Annotated in this window: 18 protein-coding genes; 5 read left to right on the top strand and 13 right to left on the bottom strand. The window is 71.1% G+C overall.

The genetic code is table 11. The features are described from left to right. The first annotated feature begins 19 nt into the window (after positions 1-19). Both ACIBU0_RS15935 and ACIBU0_RS15940 read left to right on the top strand, forming a co-directional pair. On the top strand, positions 20-595 hold the full coding sequence (locus ACIBU0_RS15935) for a TetR/AcrR family transcriptional regulator (protein WP_398817705.1): 576 nt from the start codon (positions 20-22) through the stop codon (positions 593-595). Between the two features lie 103 nt (positions 596-698). Further along, positions 699-1955, top strand: coding sequence for a pyroglutamyl peptidase (locus tag ACIBU0_RS15940; RefSeq protein ID WP_398817708.1), 1257 nt, complete (start codon positions 699-701; stop codon positions 1953-1955). On the opposite strand, the gene ACIBU0_RS15945 is transcribed toward ACIBU0_RS15940, so the two are convergent. Both ACIBU0_RS15945 and ACIBU0_RS15950 read right to left on the bottom strand, forming a co-directional pair. Continuing rightward, the gene (locus tag ACIBU0_RS15945) at positions 1945-2745 is read right to left on the bottom strand and encodes an EI24 domain-containing protein (RefSeq protein ID WP_398817711.1); all 801 of its coding nucleotides are present in this window, start codon (positions 2743-2745) and stop codon (positions 1945-1947) included. The two genes, ACIBU0_RS15940 and ACIBU0_RS15945, sit on opposite strands and share 11 nt — an antisense overlap. 184 nt (positions 2746-2929) lie before the next feature. Beyond that, positions 2930-3748, bottom strand: coding sequence for a hypothetical protein (locus ACIBU0_RS15950; RefSeq protein WP_398817714.1), 819 nt, complete (start codon positions 3746-3748; stop codon positions 2930-2932). Positions 3749-3977: 229 nt separating this feature from the next. Between ACIBU0_RS15950 and ACIBU0_RS15955 the strand changes: the two genes are divergently transcribed. After that, on the top strand, positions 3978-6551 hold the full coding sequence (locus ACIBU0_RS15955) for a M14 family zinc carboxypeptidase (protein ID WP_398817717.1): 2574 nt from the start codon (positions 3978-3980) through the stop codon (positions 6549-6551). After that, positions 6548-7699: a serine hydrolase domain-containing protein gene (locus ACIBU0_RS15960; protein ID WP_398817719.1), complete on the top strand. Its 1152-nt coding sequence runs from the start codon at positions 6548-6550 to the stop codon at positions 7697-7699. The genes ACIBU0_RS15955 and ACIBU0_RS15960 overlap by 4 nt, the downstream gene beginning before the upstream one ends. 159 nt (positions 7700-7858) lie before the next feature. On the opposite strand, the gene ACIBU0_RS15965 is transcribed toward ACIBU0_RS15960, so the two are convergent. Both ACIBU0_RS15965 and ACIBU0_RS15970 read right to left on the bottom strand, forming a co-directional pair. Next, positions 7859-8278 (bottom strand): organic hydroperoxide resistance protein, encoded by a 420-nt coding sequence (locus ACIBU0_RS15965; protein ID WP_398817722.1) that lies wholly within the window; start codon positions 8276-8278, stop codon positions 7859-7861. Positions 8279-8374: 96 nt separating this feature from the next. After that, positions 8375-9373 (bottom strand): NADP-dependent oxidoreductase, encoded by a 999-nt coding sequence (locus ACIBU0_RS15970; protein ID WP_398817725.1) that lies wholly within the window; start codon positions 9371-9373, stop codon positions 8375-8377. An 88-nt stretch (positions 9374-9461) separates the two neighbouring features. Here ACIBU0_RS15970 and ACIBU0_RS15975 point away from each other — a divergent pair, with 88 nt between their 5' ends. Next, on the top strand, positions 9462-9911 hold the full coding sequence (locus tag ACIBU0_RS15975; RefSeq protein ID WP_398817728.1) for a MarR family winged helix-turn-helix transcriptional regulator: 450 nt from the start codon (positions 9462-9464) through the stop codon (positions 9909-9911). Between the two features lie 51 nt (positions 9912-9962). Here the strand turns inward: ACIBU0_RS15975 and ACIBU0_RS15980 are convergent, their stop codons facing one another. From ACIBU0_RS15980 to ACIBU0_RS16020, 9 genes are all read right to left on the bottom strand, one after another. Next, positions 9963-10331 (bottom strand): SHOCT domain-containing protein, encoded by a 369-nt coding sequence (locus tag ACIBU0_RS15980; protein ID WP_398818303.1) that lies wholly within the window; start codon positions 10329-10331, stop codon positions 9963-9965. A gap of 152 nt (positions 10332-10483) precedes the next feature. Continuing rightward, positions 10484-10888 (bottom strand): SHOCT domain-containing protein, encoded by a 405-nt coding sequence (locus ACIBU0_RS15985; protein ID WP_398817731.1) that lies wholly within the window; start codon positions 10886-10888, stop codon positions 10484-10486. Between the two features lie 89 nt (positions 10889-10977). Then, positions 10978-12234, bottom strand: a complete 1257-nt coding sequence (locus ACIBU0_RS15990; RefSeq protein ID WP_398817734.1) for a hypothetical protein — start codon at positions 12232-12234, stop codon at positions 10978-10980. Positions 12235-12336: 102 nt separating this feature from the next. After that, on the bottom strand, positions 12337-12756 hold the full coding sequence (locus ACIBU0_RS15995; protein ID WP_398817736.1) for a hypothetical protein: 420 nt from the start codon (positions 12754-12756) through the stop codon (positions 12337-12339). 131 nt (positions 12757-12887) lie between these two features. Continuing rightward, entirely contained in the window at positions 12888-13178 is a 291-nt protein-coding gene (locus ACIBU0_RS16000; RefSeq protein ID WP_398817739.1) for a hypothetical protein, read from the bottom strand. A gap of 142 nt (positions 13179-13320) precedes the next feature. Then, positions 13321-14379 carry a hypothetical protein gene (locus tag ACIBU0_RS16005; RefSeq protein WP_398817742.1) on the bottom strand — a complete coding sequence of 353 codons (1059 nt, stop codon included), beginning with the start codon at positions 14377-14379 and terminating at the stop codon, positions 13321-13323. A gap of 159 nt (positions 14380-14538) precedes the next feature. Continuing rightward, on the bottom strand, positions 14539-15570 hold the full coding sequence (yjfF, locus tag ACIBU0_RS16010) for a galactofuranose ABC transporter, permease protein YjfF (protein WP_398817744.1): 1032 nt from the start codon (positions 15568-15570) through the stop codon (positions 14539-14541). Continuing rightward, entirely contained in the window at positions 15570-16649 is a 1080-nt protein-coding gene (locus ACIBU0_RS16015) for an ABC transporter permease (protein ID WP_398817747.1), read from the bottom strand. The genes yjfF and ACIBU0_RS16015 overlap by 1 nt, the downstream gene beginning before the upstream one ends. Then, positions 16646-18184, bottom strand: coding sequence for a sugar ABC transporter ATP-binding protein (locus tag ACIBU0_RS16020; RefSeq protein ID WP_398817750.1), 1539 nt, complete (start codon positions 18182-18184; stop codon positions 16646-16648). The genes ACIBU0_RS16015 and ACIBU0_RS16020 overlap by 4 nt, the downstream gene beginning before the upstream one ends. Positions 18185-18396 lie beyond the last annotated feature (212 nt).

Below are 18396 nucleotides of genomic sequence, written 5' to 3' on the forward strand. Positions count from 1 at the left end.
TTATGTTCACGCCGCTGCCATGCCGTACGGTGGCGCCATGAACGCGAGGGTCAGGAGCGAGGAGCGCCGCGCGGAGATCGTGCAGGCCGCTCTGGAGGTGATCGCCGAGCGTGGATACCGGGGCGCCAGCCTGGCTGCGGTCGCGGAACGCGTCGGACTGACCCAGCAGGGGCTGCTGCACTACTTCCCGACCAAGGACGCGCTGCTCGTCGCGGTGCTCGAGGACCGGGACCGGTGGGACGCGATGCCCACCACCCGGCTGCGGGTCGAGCTGATCGCCTCGATCGTCGAGTACAACGCCATGCGGCCCGCCATCATCCAGACCTTCTCGGCGCTGCTCGGCGAGAGCGTGACGGAGGGACATCCGGCGCGCGAGTACTTCACCGAGCGGTACACGCGGGTGCGCGCCAACCTGGCGGAGGTGCTGCGCACCGAGTACGGCGACCGCCTGCCCAGCGGTCTCACACCCGAGCGGGCCGCTCCCTTGCTGGTGGCGATCATGGACGGTCTCCAGTACCAGTGGCTGCTGGACCCGGAGTCGGTGGACATGCCGGCCGCGTTCCGGGACTTCCTCACGCTGCTGGGTGAGAACTGACCGCCGCGATCAGCACCATGGCGTAGACCACTCCCGTCACGGGATACTTCCGGCGTCCCGCATCACGCACGTCCCCCACCGTGACGGAAGGACCGGAACTCCCTTGAATTCCATACGCGTTCGGATCGGCATCCTCGCAGTCGCCCTGCTGGCCGGGATGTCGGCCCCCGCAACCGGGGCGGCCGCCGCCGGGGCGGCACCCGCGCCGACCGTCGAGGAACAGCGCCTCGACAAGACGGTCCCCCAGGAGATCCTGCGACGGTCCGGATTCGACGCCGTGGCGGAGGACTTCGCCCGCGACCTCGGCGCCGCGCGCTCTTACGCGCAGGCCCGCCACATCGTCGTACGCGAGGGATCGGCGCTGTGGCGCAGGGCCGTCGACCGGGCGCAGGGGCGGGGGCCGGCCGGCGGTGATCTGAGCCGGGACGACGATCGGCCGTTGTACTGGGCGCGGCTGGGGATGACCAGGGAGGTGCGGACCTGGGAGCCGCGGTTCGGGCTGAGTGACGATCAACGGGCCGCACTGCTCGGCGAGTTGGAGCGGGCCTCGCGCGGACAGACCGCGATCCGGTATCCGCACGGCAAGGGGCTGAAGCGGATCCTGGTCACCGGCTTCGATCCCTTCACCCTGGACCGGGACATCCGTATCTCCAACCCGTCCGGTGCCACCGCGCTCGCCCTCGACGGCACGGTGATCGAGACGGCGGACGGGCCGGCGCGGGTGGAGACCGCCGTGTTTCCGGTGCGCTGGCAGGACTTCGCCGACGGGACGGTGGAGCGGACGCTGCGGCCCTATCTGAAGGCGGTCGACCTGTTCACGACCGTGAGTCAGGGGCGGGTCGGGCGGTTCGACGTGGAGCGGACCAACGGGGCCTGGCGGGGCGGCTTCCCGGACAACGAGAACCTCTCCCGCACCGAGACCGTCCCCGTCACCGATCCGGCCTCGCAGCCGCAGTGGACGACGACGACGCTGCCGTACAAGGAGATCGTCGCCGCGGACACCGGACGGTTCCCGGTGTACGACAACACGAGCGTGACGGAGATCCCGGCGGGAGGAACCGAGGCCGTCGTACGGCCGGACGGGCCGACGGCCGGCTCGACCGCGCGGGCCGGGGGCGGCGGGAACTACCTGTCCAACGAGATCGCCTACCGGGCGACGCTGCTGCGGGACCGGCTGGGGCTGCACGACACGCTGCCGGGCGGGCATGTGCACACGCCGGTGCTGCAGTTCGGGGCGGGCAACACGGATCCGGCGACGGGGTCGGTGACGGATCCGGAGTTCGTGCGCAACCGGCTGGACATCATCGCCCAGGTGCGGACGATCCTGAGGGTGGCGGCCGACAGCCCGGTCACCGGCTGACGGTCTCTCCGTCGGGGGTGGTCTCCGCCGCCTGCTCCTCCTGGGTCTCCTCACCCATCAGCTCCCGCGCCATGAGCGTGGCCCCGGCGACCGCCCCCGGCATCAGGAACACCGCGACGAACGGCACCAGGAAGGCGGCGGCGAGGGGCGTGCCGAAGCCCCAGACCAGGGTCTTGCGGGCGCGGAGCAGGGCGAGGCGGTCGGGGAGTTCCACGCCGCGGCGCTGGAGGGCGACGGCCGTGAGCTCCTCGGTGAGGAAGAAGCCGGTGACGACGACACCGATCACCGGTACGACCGTCTGGCCGACGACCGGGATGAAGCCGAGGGCGAAGAGCAGCACGCCCCAGACGGCGGCGCGCACGACGACCCGCAGGCTGTCGCGGCCCGAGAGCCACAGCTCGCGCCAGAGCGGCAGGCCGGACTCGGGGGCGGTGCCGTCCGGGGAGACGTCCCGGTCGACCTTCTCGGAGAGGTTCTCGTAGAAGGGCTGGCCGATGAGCAGGGTCACGGCCGTGAAGGTGAGGACGGACAGGAGGAGTGCCAGGGCGAACAGGACGGCCGTGAGGAAGCCACGGAAGAGTTTGGGCCAGGGGCTCGACCAGTCGTCGGCGAAGGGGGTCGCCCAGGTGACGAAAGCCTCACCCCACACGGCGAGGGCGACGAGCGCCGCCGCATAGAGGACGAGGGTGATCAGGCCCGGCAACAGGCCGAACTCGTACTGCTTTCCATGTCGGGCCACCCATCGCTGGCCCTTGAGGAGATAACCGAAACCGGCCCCAAGATCACGCATGGAGGGCACTCTAGCCGGGCCGTGTCACACGACCGTCACGGCGGCTTCGGGGGCCGGTCACCGCCGTCGGCCCTGAAGGGGCCTCGTCCTCGAACGCCGGACGGGCTGAGTTGCCGGGACCGGCGTCCAGCGGCGGAGCCCGCTGCGGGTGGGCGGGGTGCCGGCGTCGGGCAGTGACCGCCTCTCACCCCGGCGTCACCGCCACCACAACCCCCTGCTCGGCCGTCGGGCTCACCGCTGCCGACACCCGTACCGCCACCGCCCGGGCGACCCGGCCCGTGCGCGAGGCTCCGGTCAGGAGGAGGGGCTGGAGGCGTTCCAGGGCGGTCACCAGGAGTTCCTCCCCGGCTATCAGCAGGGGTCGGGCGGCCTTCGTCGTTGCCGCCGCTGCCTCCGTGAGGTCGGCCAGGGGCGGCAGGGCGGCTCGGACGACGTTCGCGCCGGCGGCGGCCGTGCGTTCCGCCAGGGCGACCTGGAGCGGCATCAAAGGCGCGAGCGCGGCCGTCAACGCGTCGGCGATGCGGCTCAATTCGGGCCGCGACTCGCGCAGGACCTCCGCCGCGGAGCGGAGCAGGGGGGTCACCGCGAGGAGTGTGCCCGCGGCCACTCCCGCCGTGGCCGGGAGCAGGGGTGAGGTCGCCTCGACCAGTTCGCCCAGGGCCGCCGCGAACTCCTCGACCGCCGGCTCCACCGCGTCCAGCACCGGCAGCAGGCTGTCGCCCAGCGCCGTCAGCAGGGCCTGCGCCGGTTCGCTCACCGGGTGGACCGCGAGGGGCGCCCCGCTGGTGCCGAGCCGGGTGAGGGTCTCGACGATGCGGTAGAAGGCCTCCTGGGCCTGTGGTGAGGCGCTCGCCTCGGCCAGTTCGGCGGTGGTCTGCCGCAGCACGCGCAGGACCTCGGCGCCCGAACCGTCTCTGGGATCGAAGGTGTTGATCGCGATACGGGTGATGTTCCCGGCCGTGTCCAGGAGCTGGCCGGTGATGTCGGTCGTGCTGCGTGCCATGCGAAGTACGTCGTCCCTGCTGGGGAGCGAAGGGATCGTTGCCATGGGCCCTCTTCCCTCGTGGTCGTGCGTCACCACCCGGACACACCCGACGCACTCAGCATGCCCGCTCCTAGGGCCCCGGTATGGGCCGTCCGGGGCATCCGTGACATCAACTCCCTCTTGTTGCCGTTGAGTCGAACAGGTACACCTCGCCGTACCGATCTCAGGAACTTCCGAGGAGGTACGCGTGCGCACCACGAGAACCGTTCCTGCAAGACCCGTTCCTGCGAGACCCGTTCTGTTCAGCGCCCTCGCCGTCACCACGGCGGGCTCCCTGCTCCTCACCCCACAACCCGCTGTCGCGGAGCCCGGACCGCCGGTGCACCGGGAGGCGGCGCTCGACCGGCACGCGGCGCGGACCCCCGCGAGCGCCGCCCAACGCGCCCTCGGCACCACCGAGGACGCCTCCCGCGCGGTCGGCGACGACAGCCGCGGCTACCCCCGCCGTCAGGTCCTCACCCCGGACCCGGAGAACCCGGCCGACAAGTCGATAAAGCTCGGTCTCACCCCGTACCACGCGATCGCCCCGAGACTGAACGCCCTCCAGGCCCTCGGCGACCGGGTGAGCGTCGAGGTCGTGGGCCGTTCGGCGGGCGGGCACCGGCTCTACCTCGTCACCGTCACCGCCCCCGAGACCACCCGCCAGGCCCGCGCCCAGGCCCGCATGCGCGAGCTCATCGAGAACGCGCCCGCCCTCGCCGCCAAGTCACCCGAGCTCAAGAAGGCGTACAAGGCTCCCGTCTTCGTCAACAACAACATCCACGGCAACGAGTGGGAGGGCACCGACGCCTCCCTGAAGCTCATCGAGCACCTGGCCACCGCCAAGGACGGCAAGACGCGTGACCTGCTCGCCCACAGCCGGCTCTACTTCAACATCACCGCCAACCCGGACGGCCGTATCGCCGGAACCCGCGCGAATGCCAACGGCTTCGACATGAACCGGGACTTCGTCACCGCCTCGCAGCCCGAGGTGCGGGCCATGCGGCAGATCATGACCGTCAAGCAGCCGGCCGTCATGCTCGACCTGCACGGCTACGTCAACGGCACCCTCATCGAGCCCACCACTCCCCCGCACGGCGAGAACTACGAGTACGACCTGTTCCTGAAGAACTCCTACGCCAACGCCCTCGGCATGGAGGCCGCCGTCAACGGCCTCGGCTACACGCCCGCGAAGGACGGCGTCGAGCCCGCGCAGATCCCGTTCCGGGACCAGGAGGAGGGCTGGGACGACTGGCCGCCGATCTTCACCCCGCAGTACGCGGCCTTCCACGGCACGGTCGCCGCGCACACGGTCGAGATCCCGATGCAGGTGAACAACGCCGCCTACGACACCCTGCCGGTCACCGAACTGCGCCGCCGCTCCGCGATCAACGTCGACGTCGCCGGGGCGGCCCTGCGCGCCACCCTCGACTTCGTCCAGGCCAGGCGCACGTCGCTCGTCGCCGACCAGATCGAGGTCTTCCGGCGGGGCTCGGCGGGCGCCGCACAGGTGCCGGTGTCGCCGGAGACCGTCCCGGGCGTCCCCGGCATCGGCCCCGAGGACGTCTACACGACGACGTTCCCCCGCGCCTACGTCCTCCCGTCCTCCGGCACGGCCACCGCCCGGCTCGTCGACCACCTCCTGGCCAATGACGTACGGGTCGCCCGCGCATCGCAGGCCTTCCGGCTCGGCGGAAAGACGTACCCGAAGGGCGCGTACGTCGTCGACATGCACCAGCCCAAGCGCGGCCTCGCGAACGCGCTCCTCGCGGACGGGCGGGACATCAGCGACAAGGTCTCGGTGATGTACGACATCTCGGGCTGGAGCCTCGGCCGGCTGTGGGGCGCGGCCGTCGGCACGCTGCCGGGTCTGCCGTACGGCGTCCTGCGCCCGGTGCGTGCGGCGGCCCCCGTCGCGTACGTCGCCCCGCGCGGCGACCTGCGGCTGCGGCTGGCCGACCCGAACGAGGTCGCCGCCCTCAACTCCCTGCTCCGGCACGGCGTCGAGGTACGCCGGGCCGCCGACGGCAGCGCGATCGTGCCGGGCTCGGCACGCCGGCAGGCCGCGGACGCCGCCCGCGCCTACGACGTCGCCTTCCACGCCACCAGGCTCACCGGCACCACGCCACTGCACCGCGCCCGTGTCGCCGCCGCCGCCACGGCCGGCGAGCTGTTCGCGCTGCGGGAGATGAACTTCGAGGTCGTACCGGTCTCGACGGACGTGCTGAACGCCGGTTTCGACTGGTCGGCGGTGGACGTGCTGTTCGTGTCGGCGGGCCTGGAGTACGCCGAGCTGACCGCGGGCGCCCGCACGTCCCTCGACGCCTTCCTCGACGGTCACGGCCTCGTCGGCCGCGGCGTCACCGGTGCCGCGATCGGCTCGGCGGCCGGGCTGCTGGCGGCGAAGCCGGTCGAGGGCAACGCGGACGCCAACGGCGTGGTGCGGGTGGTGAACTCGGCCGGCGCCCTGATGTCCGGTGCTCCGGACCACGGCTTCGTCTACGCGCCCGTGTGGTTCACGGATCTCGGGCCGCGGGTCCGGGTGGAGCAGTCGTACGCGGCCGGGAACCCGCTCGTCTCCGGGCACTGGCGGCCGTCGGACGACGGCTCCGGCGGGCCCAGGGACGCGGCGGGACAGGCCTCGGTGATCAGCGGCCCACGGGCGGTCCTGTTCGGCACAGAACCACTCTTCCGGGACCACCCGAAGGGGGAATTCGCCCAGGTGGGGCGGGCATTGTTCACCATGGCACTCGCAAGCGGCTCGGGTAAGGAGAGCGGATGACGCAAGAGATCCACGGCACCGTGGCGGACGGCTTCGAAGGGGTGCGCGAGGAGTTCGCCGCGTTCGTGGCCGGGGAACGCCCCGACTACGAGGGCCAGTTGTGCGCCTACGTGCACGGCCGGAAGGTCGTCGACCTGTGGGCCGGTGACGGCTGCGAGGCCGACTCGCTCTACGGCGTGTTCTCCTCGACCAAGGGCGCCGCTCATCTCGTGGTCGCGCTCCTCGTGCAGGAGGGCACCCTGGAGCTGGACCGCAAAGTGACGTACTACTGGCCGGAGTTCGCCGCCGAGGGCAAGGGGGCGCTGACGCTGCGCGAACTGCTCGCGCACCGTGCGGGGCTGGTCGGAATCGACGCCGGCTTCACCGAGGAGGAGCTGGCCGACGACCAGGCCATCGCCGAGCGGCTCGCGGACCAGCGGCCGTTCTGGCGCCCGGGCACGGCCTTCGGCTACCACGCGCTCACCGTCGGCGCGCTGGCGGGCGAGGTCGTCCGCCGGGCCACGGGGCGCACCCTGCAGGAGGTGTACGCGGAGCGGGTGCGGGCGCCGTACGGCCTGGACTTCCACCTCGGGCTGCCCGAGGAGTTGGAGCCCCGCTTCCGTTCCGTGCAGCCGATGGCCCCGACGCCGGAGCAGCAGGCGGTGCTGGACTCGGTGCCGACGGGGCCGCACAGTCTGGCGTCGATCGCCTTCAACACCCATGTGCCGGAGCCGGGCGAGCTGGTGGACCACGCCAACTCCCGTACGGTGCGCGCCAAGGGGCCCGCGTCGGCGGGCGGGGTCGCGGCGGCGCGCGGGCTCGCCGGGATGTACGCGGCGGCGATCAGCGAGCTGGACGAGCGGCCGCCGCTGCTGAAGCCGGACACCATCGCGGAGGTCGGGCAGATCCATTCGACCGGGTACGACCTGGTGGCCCGTACGCACAAGTCGTTCGGGCTGGGCTTCCAGGCGGTCGCCGACACGTGGTACCCGTTCCTGGGGGCGGGGGCCTTCGGGCACAGCGGGGCGGGTGGGTCGCAGGCCTTCGCGGATCCTCGCAGTGGGGTCGCCTACGGCTATACGCGGCGGCGTTGTGCCTTCCCTGGCGGGGCGGCGCCGGAGAACGAGCGGTTGGTGAGGGCGGTGCACAGGGCGGCGCTGGCCGGGTGATGCTGGTTTGAATTCGCCCAATGGCTCGGGTGCACCGGTCGTATCGCGGGTGCGGCCTTGTGGGGGCTTGTCGCGCAGTTCCCCGCGCCCCTGAAAGACGCGGCGAAGGCCGCACCCCACGTCCAAGGGTGCGGCCTCCGCCGTGCGCAACGAACAGCCTCAGAGCAGCGTCACGGTGATGTTGCCGCGGGTCGCCTTCGAGTACGGGCAGACCTGGTGGGCCTTCTCCAGCAGGTCGCGCGCGGTCCGGGCGTCGACGTTCGGGATCTCCGCCGCTATCTCCACGATGATCCCGAAACCGTCGTCGTTCTTGCCGATCCCGACCTTCGCGGTGACCGTCGAGCCGGAGATGTCAGCCTTCTCCTGGCGGGCGACCACGCCCAGGGCGCCCTGGAAGCAGGCGCTGTAGCCGGCCGCGAACAGCTGCTCCGGGTTGGTGCCGGCGCCGCTGCCGCCCATCTCCTTGGGCGGGTTCACGACGACGTCGAGCTTGCCGTCGTCGGTGGCGACCCGGCCGTCGCGACCGTTCTCGGCGGTGGCGACGGCGGTGTAGAGGACGTCGGTCTGCTGGATGGACATGCGGTGTCTTCTCCTCCTCGGTCCGCCGCGACTCGCGCCCACGATCACGACGGATTTCGGAAAGAATTTACCGCATGCCGGAAAGCCGGCACAGACCTACAGCTTGACGATCATCTTCCCGGTGTTGTCGCCGCGCAGCACCCCGAGGAACGCCTCCAGGTTGTTCTCGATGCCCTCGACGACGGTCTCGCGGTACTTGAGCTGCCCGGAGGCCACCCACGGGCCCACCTCGGACACGAACTGCGGCTGCAGGTCGTAGTGGTCGCCGACCAGGAAGCCCTCGATGCGGCCGCGGGTCTGGATGAGGCGGGTGAGGTTGCGCGGGCCGGGGGCGGGCTCGGTGTTGTTGTAGACCGAGATCATGCCGCAGACGGCGATACGGCCGCCCTGGTTGAGGGAGCCGATGGCGGCCTCCAGGTGGTCGCCGCCCACGTTGTCGAAGTAGACGTCGACCCCGTCGGGCGCGGCGGCGCGCAGCTGCTCGGCGACCGGGCCGTTCTTGTAGTTGAAGGCCGCGTCGAAGCCGTACTCCTCCACCAGGAGCTTGACCTTCTCGTCGGACCCGGCGGAGCCGATGACGCGGGAGGCGCCCTTGAGCTTGGCGATCTGCCCGACCTGGCTGCCGACGGCGCCGGCCGCGCCGGAGACGAACACGGCGTCGCCCTCCTGGAAGGAGGCGGTGCGCAGCAGGCCGGCGTAGGCGGTGAGGCCGGTCATGCCGAGGACGCCGAGGTAGGTGGACAGCGGCGCCGTCCCGGGGTCGACCTTGACGGCGTTCTTGGCGTCCACCGCGGCGTACTCGCGCCAGCCGAAGAAGTGCAGGACGTGGTCGCCGACGGCGATGCCCTCGGCGTTGGACTCGACGACCTCGCCGACGGCGCCGCCCTGCATGGCCTTGCCCAGCTCGAAGGGGGCGACGTAGGACTTGGCGTCGCTCATCCGGCCGCGCATGTACGGGTCGACGGAGAGGTACTTGTTCCGCACCAGGACCTGGCCCTCACCCGGCGTCGGGACCTCCGCCTCGACCAGGGCGAAGTCCTCGGGCTTGGGCCAGCCGACCGGGCGGGACAGGAGGTGCCATTCGCGGTTGATCATGGGGGGTGCCTTTCCGTTTACTTCAGTACCTAAAACAACCATGCTCCTGAATATTTCAGGATGTCAAGTAACGGGGTACCCTGAGACCATGGCCACCCCACACCAGACCCGCCGCCCCGATGAGCTGACCCTTGAAGTCGTCGACCTCATCGGCTCGGTCGTGGCCCGCTACTACGAGGAGTACGAGCAGGCCGCCGCCGAGCACGCGCTGACCGGTGCGCAGGCCCGGCTGCTCAGCCTGCTGTCGCTGGAGCCGCTGCCGATGCGCAAGCTGGCACAGCGGCTGCGGTGCGAGCCGTCGAACGTGACCGGGATCGTGGACCGGCTGGAGTCGCGGGGGCTGGTGGAGCGGCGGCCGGATCCCGCGGACCGGCGGGTGAAGCTGGCGGTGGCCACGCCGGAGGGACGGCAGGTGGCGCGCAGCCTGCGGGACTCCCTGCGGTTCGCCCGGGAGCCCCTTGCGGGGCTCTCCGAGGACGAGCGGCTGGCTCTTCGCGATCTGCTGCGACGGATGCTGGGCGCAGACCGCCAGGCCTGAGGCGCCGGTCGCGGGCGAACCCGGAGGCGCCGGTCGCGGGAGCCGTGCGGCTCACCCGGCGAGCACCTTCGCCTTGGCCCGCTCGTACTCGGCGTCGGTGATGTCGCCGTGGTCGTGCAGTCCGGCGAGCTTCGCCAGCTCGTCCGCGCGGGTCGCCCCGGTCGCCGGGGCACCGGCGGCCGCCTCCTGGACGTAGGAGCGGAACGCCTGTTCCTGCTGCTGCATCTGGCGCACATCGCGTTGGCCCATGCCGCGACCGCGGGCGATCAGGTAGATGAAGACGCCGAGGAACGGCAGCACACAGACGAAGACAGTCCAGCCCGCCTTGGCCCATCCGCCCATGCTGTCGTCCCGGAAGATGTCGCCGAAGACCCGGAACAGCATCACGAACCACATGACCCACAGGAAGAACCAGAGCATGGTCAGGAACGCGTCGAGCAGCGGATAGTCCACGGTTGCCTCCACATGCCTGCCGCCGCGAGGTCACGGCGGCCCCCGAAGCCTGATGTGCTCCATGCTGCGACTGCCGGCCGTGGACGGCATCACCCGGAGCGGGTGGGGTGCCGCCTGACTCAGCCGGCCAGGACCTTTGTCTTGGCCTGCTCGTACTCGGCGTCGGTGATGGCGCCCTTGTCGTGCAGGGCGGCCAGCTTGCCCAGTTCGTCCGCCTTGGCGCCCGGCGTCCTGGGGCCCGGTGCGGCGGCGGCCTCCTGGACGTAGGAGCGGAACGCCCGTTCACGGTCCTGGGCCTGGCGCAGCTCGCGCTGCCCCATTCCGCGCCCGCGGGCGATCAGGTAGACGAAGACGCCGAGGAACGGCAGCACACACACCATCAGCGTCCAGCCCGCCTTCCCCCAGCCGCTGAGCGTGTCGTCACGGAAGATGTCCATGACCACGCGGACCAGCAGCATGATCCACATGATCCACAGGAAGAACCAGAGCATGGTGAGGAAGACGTCGAGCAGGGGGTAGTCCATGGTCGCCTCCGCTTACCGGCCGCCGCGACGACCGCGCGGCTCGTAAGGTCCCGAGACCTTCACCATGCGCCGGAACGGTCCGTACGGCATCACCCCTCACGGGTGGGCTGCCTCGCCGTCTCGACCCGGCCGCCCGCCGCGAGCAGCGCAAGGATCGCCAGGACGGCGAGCAGGACGAGCACGAGCAGCAGGATCGTGAGCGCCGTGGGGTGGTTCCACAGCGCGAAGACGAAGGCCAGGACCACCAGGGCGGACAGGGCGATCGACCGGCGGTGGGTCTGTGCCCACACGCCCACCCGTCCGGCCCGGATCTCGTGCCCGTCGGCCCAGACCGCGACGGAGTCCGCGGTGCGGTCGGAGAAGCGGCGGATCGCACTCGGCAGTCGGCCGGGGCCGACCAGATAGGCGCCGAGCGCGATCACGATGCCGAGCACGATCGCCGTGCGCAGGGCGGCCCGCAGGAAGCGCAGCAGGGTGTCGAAGACGGCCGCCGCGGCCGCGTCCGACTGCACGGCGGCCGGGAGATGGTCCAGGTAGAAGCGGCGCACCAGGACCAGGGCGATGGCCACCACCAGGCAGGCGAAGGCGGCGCCCAGCGCGGTCCGGGCGAGGGCACGCCGCCGTCGGCGGGCCAGCAGCACCCCGGCCGCGCCGATGACGACGGTGAGGACGGGCAGCCAGTAGCCCACCACGTCCAGCAGGTGCGCGCCGTCGCGGATCTTCTCCAGCTCCTCGGACTGGAACAGCACCAGCTGCTTGTCGACCTCGGGAATCTTCTCGGCGGGCGACAGCCCCGCGTCGACGAGCCGCTGTTTCACCTCCTCGACGACCGTGCCGACGTCGAGGGTGACCGTGCCGCCCTCGACGCCCACGGCACCCCGGCCCTCTCCGGTGAGCGCGTCCACGACGGCACCGTGGGCCGCTTCGTTGGCGCTCTTCCACGTGGTGGCGAAGGCGTCGCTGTGCACGACCCGCGTGACGACCTTCGTCACCGCGCCGTCCACGGCCGAGTCGATCTGCGGCCCGAGCCCGCGCACGGCGGCGGTCGCACGGGGCGGCAGGCCCTGGGAGCGCAGCCAGTCGGCGAGCTCCGCGGCGGCCTGGTCGCCGTCGATGCGGACGTCCACGGCCTCAGAGATCCGGTGGACGGCCGCGTCCTGGATGGCCGGCTCGGTGGCCAGCGGGGCGACCGTTTCCACATACCGGTCCGTGTCGAGCGCGATGTCGTGGACCCACACCGTGATCAGTGCGACGGGCACGAGGATGCAGGTGAGGACGATCAGCACCGCGGAAGCCGTGGCTCGGGCGACGCGCGCAGGTGCGGAGGGCCGGTGCGCTGCGCTCATACGGACTCCAGGTCGTCCAGGGGCCCCTCCCTCCCCTCCATTGCGTCAGCGCACCCCTGTGACGGCATGTCCAGCAGGCCCATACGGGCGAGTGGCCGTCGGCTAATCGGCGAGGGTGTCCCGCTTCACCACGCACAGCGCCCAGATGATGAACGCGTACATCGCGATCAGCGTGAGCGACCAGACCGGGTAGTACGGGATGGACAGGAAGTTGGCGATGATCAGCAGTGCCGCGATGCCGACGCCGACGACCCTCGCCCAGGTCTTCGCCGCGAACAGGCCGAAGCTCACGACCACGGCGATCGCCCCGAACAGCAGGTGGATCCAGCCCCAGCTGGTCAGGTCGAACTTGAAGACGTAGTTGGGGGTGGAGACGTAGATGTCGTCCTCGGCGACCGCCATGATGCCGCGGAAGAGATCGAGGATCCCGGAGACGAACAGCAGCACTGCGGCGAACAGCATCAGGCCGGTGGCGGCGACCTGCGCCCTCTCTCGGTGCTCGGGGCGAGCGGTGGTGGCCATGTCCGGCCTCCTTTCCTCACCGGGCTGCGGGTGCAGCCGTACACCACCGAGCCTGATCCCCGAGGGCCGTCTCCGTCGTCACCCTCGAAGGGTGAGGACGCAGGCGCCTGGTCAGGGCCCGCGTCACTCCGTCAGGTCGGTCCGGGCGGTGACGCGCCCCTCGGTCCGCACGGGCCGGTGAGGCATGGAAGGGCGATTCGAGCATCCGGCCGTACCGGGACGGGGACCAGCTCGGGGACGCGGGCGGCGGACTGTCGCGCGATGATGTCGACCGGGTACGGCCGTTTCTCGTCGGGCTCGTAGGCGGCGTGCGCGGAGCGCGGGACACGCGCGCGTGCCTCCTTGCCGAGTGCCGCGCGCTCGGCCCCGGACAGGGCGCCCTCGCCCGTGGCAGGGAGCGGACCGTCGTACTGGGTGACCATGACCGGACCTCCTGCCCGCATGGTCACAGTCCCGTGCTGCCGTGGGATCACCCGGAACAGGTGAGGCGGGCGTCGGGATTCCGGAACAGGCGAGGCCGGGCGTGGAGAACGGTGAAGGTGGACGGTCTACGCACCCACCGGTTCAGGTGCACCACCACAGGAACCGCTCGCACGTCTCCGACGGCGACGGGTCCGGGGTCGGGACCGATGTGGTCGGCTCCTGGGTGGGTGCCGGGTTCTGCGGCGCGGACGTGGCGGTGGGGCCCGAGGTGGACGTGCCGGAGCCGCCGCTGCCCGTCGTCGCCGACGGGCCGTCCTCGTCGGGGGTCTTGTCCTCGTCCTTCTTCTTGTCGTCCCCGTCCTTCGGCGACTTCGAGGACGAGGGAGACGTCGAGGGGTCCGCCGACGGCGGGTCCGTCCGCGTCGTCCCGTCCCTCGCCTCCGGGGACGCGGACACCTCGTCCGACGCCGCGCCCTCCGCCGACTCGTCCCCGGCCGACGCCGGCTTCGGGTCCGAGCCCGGGGCGTCCATGCCGAGCTCCGCGAGGCTCAGACCGCCCGCGGCCAGGACGAACCCCGCGGCGACCAGCAGGGCCCGGCGACGGCGGCGGCGATGCGCGGCGGCCTTGCGATCGCGACGGCTCGTGCCCGCCGACGCGGACTCCTCGTCCAGCTCGCCGTCGTCTTCCTCGTCGTACTCGGCGTCTTCGGCGTATTCGGCGTATTCGGCGTCTTCCGCGCGCTCGTCGGCACCACGCCCGCGTCCTCGGCCACGTCTCTGCGCGGCCCTGCGCGCGGCCCGCCCGCCGACCGGAGCGGCCGACGCGAGCTCCGCGGCGTCTGCGGCATCCGAGGCGGCCGCGCCGTCCCCGGCGTCCGCCGGCTCTTCGGAGCCCCCGGCGCCGTAGCCCTCGCTCCCGTGGGCCTCGCTCCCGTAGGCCTGGCCCTCGTAGCCGCCGCTCCCGTACTGCCCCGCGTAGCCGCCGCCGTACTCGCCGCCCGCGTACTGTCCGCCGTACCCGCCGTAGGAGCCCTGCGCCCCCACCGGGCCCGCAGCCGCCCCCACAGCCCGCTCGGCCATCTGCGGGTACGCCTCGACGGGCACATCCGCGTATGCGGGCTGATGTTCGACCGGGGCGCCGCACCCCGGACAGGCCAGGGCGCCGTTCAGGTGCCGGCGGCACGGGTGGCAGTAGTCCATGACGCGGGAAGACTAAGTTCCGTACGGGTCACGCGCCTAGCCGGAGCTGTGAATGTTGTGTGCACAACTTCCTGTTCCGACGCGGCGCATGCGTCGGAGCGGTCCGTCCCCCGGCGTACGAGGGGACGGACCGCTCCGGCCCATGAGGGGCCCTTTCGCTCAGGTCTTCTTCCGGGAGGTCATGACGCGCTGGATCAGGATGAACGCGCAGAGCAGCACACCGGTGGCGATCTTCGTCCACCAGGAGCTGAGCGTGCCCTCGAACTGGATGATGCTCTTGATCAGGCCCAGGACGAGGACGCCGAACAGCGTGCCCAGGACATAGCCGGAGCCGCCCGTCAGCAGGATGCCGCCGATGACCACCGCGGCGATCGCGTCGAGTTCCATGCCCACGGCGTGCAGCGGGTCGCCGGACTGGATGTAGAGCATGAAGAGCAGGCCGGCCAGCGCGGAGCAGAAGCCGCTCATCGTGTAGACGGCGATCTTCGTGCCGCCCAGCGGGAGACCCATGAGGAGGGCCGACTGCTCGTTGCCGCCGACGGCGTAGATGCGGCGGCCGAAGCGGGTGTAGTGGAGGACGTAGAAGGCCGCGGCCAGGACGACCAGGGCCACCACGGCGCCGATCGACAGCTCGCCCACCCCCAGCGAAACCCGCGTCTGGGCCAGGCTGTTCACCGCGGAGTCGTCGATCGAGATCGACTCCTTGCTGATGACCAGGCACAGGCCCCGGAAGAGGAAGAGGCCGGCGAGGGTCACGATGAACGGCTGGATCTCGAAGTTGTGGATCACATAACCCATGAGGAAGCCGCCGAACGCTCCCACGCCCAGGGATATGGGCACGACGAGCAGGAGCGGCAGGCCCACGTCCTGCACCAGCCACGCCGTGAGCATCGTCGTGAAGCCGATCACGGAGCCCACGGACAGGTCGATGCCGCCGGACAGGATGACGAAGGTGGCGCCGACGGCGGCGACCAGCAGATAGCCGTTGTCGATGAACAGGTTGAGGAACACCTGCGGTTCGCCGAAGCCGTAGTTCTGGTAGCGGCTCAGGCCGGCGATGTATATCGCGAGGAACAGCGCGGCCGTGACCAGGACGGGCAGCCGGCGGTCGCCGAGCAGGCGGGCGGCCCCGGACGGCGTACGGCTTTCCGGCTTCCGCGGTGTCGTGGGGGTCCGGGTGGTCGCACTCATCACGACACCTCCATCTTGGGAGCGGGCTCGGCGGTGACCGCGGGCGGTGCCGCCGGGGCCGTGGTCTTCCCACGGGCGCCGAAGACCTTGGCGCGGAACTTCGGGGACTGGAGCAGGCAGACGACGATGACCACGGCGGCCTTGAAGACCAGGTTGGTCTGGGTCGGTACGCCGATGGTGTAGATCGTGGTGGTGAGGGTCTGGATGACCAGGGCGCCCACCACCGTGCCCCCGATGGAGAAGCGGCCGCCCAGCAGCGAGGTGCCGCCGATCACCACGGCGAGGATGGCGTCGAGTTCGATCCACAGGCCGGCGTTGTTGCCGTCCGCGGCCGAGGTGTTGGAGCTGATCATCAGGCCCGCGATGCCCGCGCACAGGGCGCAGAAGACGTACACCATGATCTTGATGCGGCGGGAGCGGATGCCGACCAGGCGGCTGGCCTCGGCGTTGCCGCCGACCGACTCGACGAGCAGGCCGAGGGCGGTGCGGCGGGTCAGTGCCACCGTGACGGCGACGACCGCGGCCACCACGAAGATGGAGAACGGCAGGGTCAGCCAGTAGCCGCCGCCGATCAGCTTGTACGGCTCGCTGTTGATGGTGATGATCTGGCCGTCGGTGATCAGCTGGGCCAGGCCTCGGCCCGCGACCATGATGATGAGGGTCGCGATGATGGGCTGCAGGCCCATGCGGGCGACGAGGAAGCCGTTCCACAGACCGCACACGACCGCTGCGAGCAGGCCGAGGCCCATCGCCAGCAGCACTCCGGACAGGGCGTTCTGGTCCGCGCGGTCGCTGATGTACGAGCAGGTCAGCGCGCCGGTGATCGCGACGACCGCGCCCACGGAGAGGTCGATGCCGCCGGTGGCGATGACCAGGGTCATGCCGACCGCCACCAGGATCAGGGGCGAGCCGAACAGGACGATCGACACGAGGCTGCCGTAGAGGTGCCCGTCCGACATGTGGATCGCGAAGAAGTCGGGGGTGAAGGGGATGTTGACGAGCAGCAGGGCCACCAGGACCGCGACCGGCCAGAAGAGGTTGTGGCGCGTCAGTGCTCGCCAGCGGGAGGTGGTGGTCACTGCTGTTCTCCGCTCGCGATGGTCTCGAGGATCTTGCCGGGGGTGATCTCGGGCCCGTTGGTGAGCCGCGCCACGAGCTTGCGGTCGCGCAGCACCCCGATGGTGTGGCTGAGGCGGAGGACCTCCTCCAGCTCGGCCGCGATGTAGAGCACGGACATGCCGTCCTCGGAGAGGGAGACCACCAGCTTCTGGATCTCCGTCTTGGCGCCGATGTCGATGCCGCGGGTCGGCTCGTCCAGGATCAGCAGCTTCGGCTGGGTGATCAGCCAGCGGGCGAGGAGCACCTTCTGCTGGTTTCCGCCGCTCAACTGGCCGACCCGGGCCTCCGGGTTGGCGGGGCGGATGTCGAGGGCCTTGATGTACTTGGCGACGAGTTCGTCGCGCTGGGCGGTGGGGACGGGTCGGGTCCAGCCGCGGGCCGCCTGGAGGGCGAGGATGATGTTCTCGCGGACCGTCAGGTCGGGGACCAGGCCCTCGGTCTTGCGGTTCTCCGAGCAGAACGCGACCCCGGCGCCGATGGCGTCGTTCGGGGCGTTCATCGTCACCTGCCGGCCGCCGATGGTCACCGTGCCGCTGTCGGGCTGGTCGGCGCCGAAGAGCAGCCGGGCCAGTTCGGTGCGGCCGGAGCCCAGCAGGCCCGCGAGGCCGACGACTTCGCCCTTCTTGATGTCCAGGTCGAAGGGGGCGATGGCGCCGTTCCTGCCGAGGCCTTCCGCCTTCAGCAGCGACTCGCCGACGTCCGCGTGCAGCTGGTGGTCGTGGAGCTCCTCCAGCTGGTCCAGGGCCTTGCCGATCATCAGCTCGATCAGCTGGACCTGGTCGAGGTCGCGGACCAGGTGCTCGCCGACGAGGGTGCCGTTGCGCAGGACGGTCATGCGGTCGCAGATCTCGTAGATCTGGTCGAGGAAGTGGGACACGAACAGGATCGCGACGCCCTCGTCCCGCAACTGCCGCATGAGGCGGAAGAGTTCGAGGACCTCGTCGCGGTCGAGGCTGGAGGTCGGCTCGTCCAGGACCAGCACCTTGGTGCCGGAGCCCTCGCCGTCGCTGTCGCCGTGGCCCACCGACCGTACGATCGCGACCAGTTGCTGCACGGCCAGCGGGTACGCGGACAAGGGGGCGGTGACGTCGATGTCGAGGCCGAGGCGGTCGACCATCTCCGCCGCCTCCTTGCGCATGCGCTTCCACTGGATGCGGCCCGCGCGGGTGGGTTCACGTCCGATGAAGATGTTCTCCGCCACCGACAGGTTGGGGCAGAGGTTGACCTCCTGGTAGACCGTGCTGATGCCGGCCTGCTGCGCCTGGAGCGGGCTGCCGATCCGTACGGCCTTGCCGTCGAGGGTGATGGTGCCGCCGTCCAGGGAGTAGACCCCCGTCAGCACCTTGATCAGGGTGGATTTCCCGGCCCCGTTCTCGCCCATCAGGGCGTGGATCTCGCCGGGGAAGAGCCGGAAGTCGACGCCCGACAGAGCCCTGACCCCCGGAAACTCTTTGACTATGCCCGTCATCTCCAGGACGGGCTGCGGCTCTGCCATGGCAGCGCTCCTCTTGGACTCGTGCAATCGGTTCGGGCCCGGACCGTGAAATCGGTTCAGGCCCGCGGGGAGCCTCCTGGAGCCGAGGTCTGCTCGGCCGGCCGGAGGCTCCCCGACGGTGGGTGCGGTCGGTCAGTACCGCGGTCGGGGGGGGGCCGGGGGGGGGGGGCCCCCGCGGGGACGACAATAGGGGCGGGGGCGCGGCCGGGGGC

The organism is Streptomyces sp. NPDC049627 (assembly GCF_044465645.1).
GTDB lineage: Bacteria > Actinomycetota > Actinomycetes > Streptomycetales > Streptomycetaceae > Streptomyces.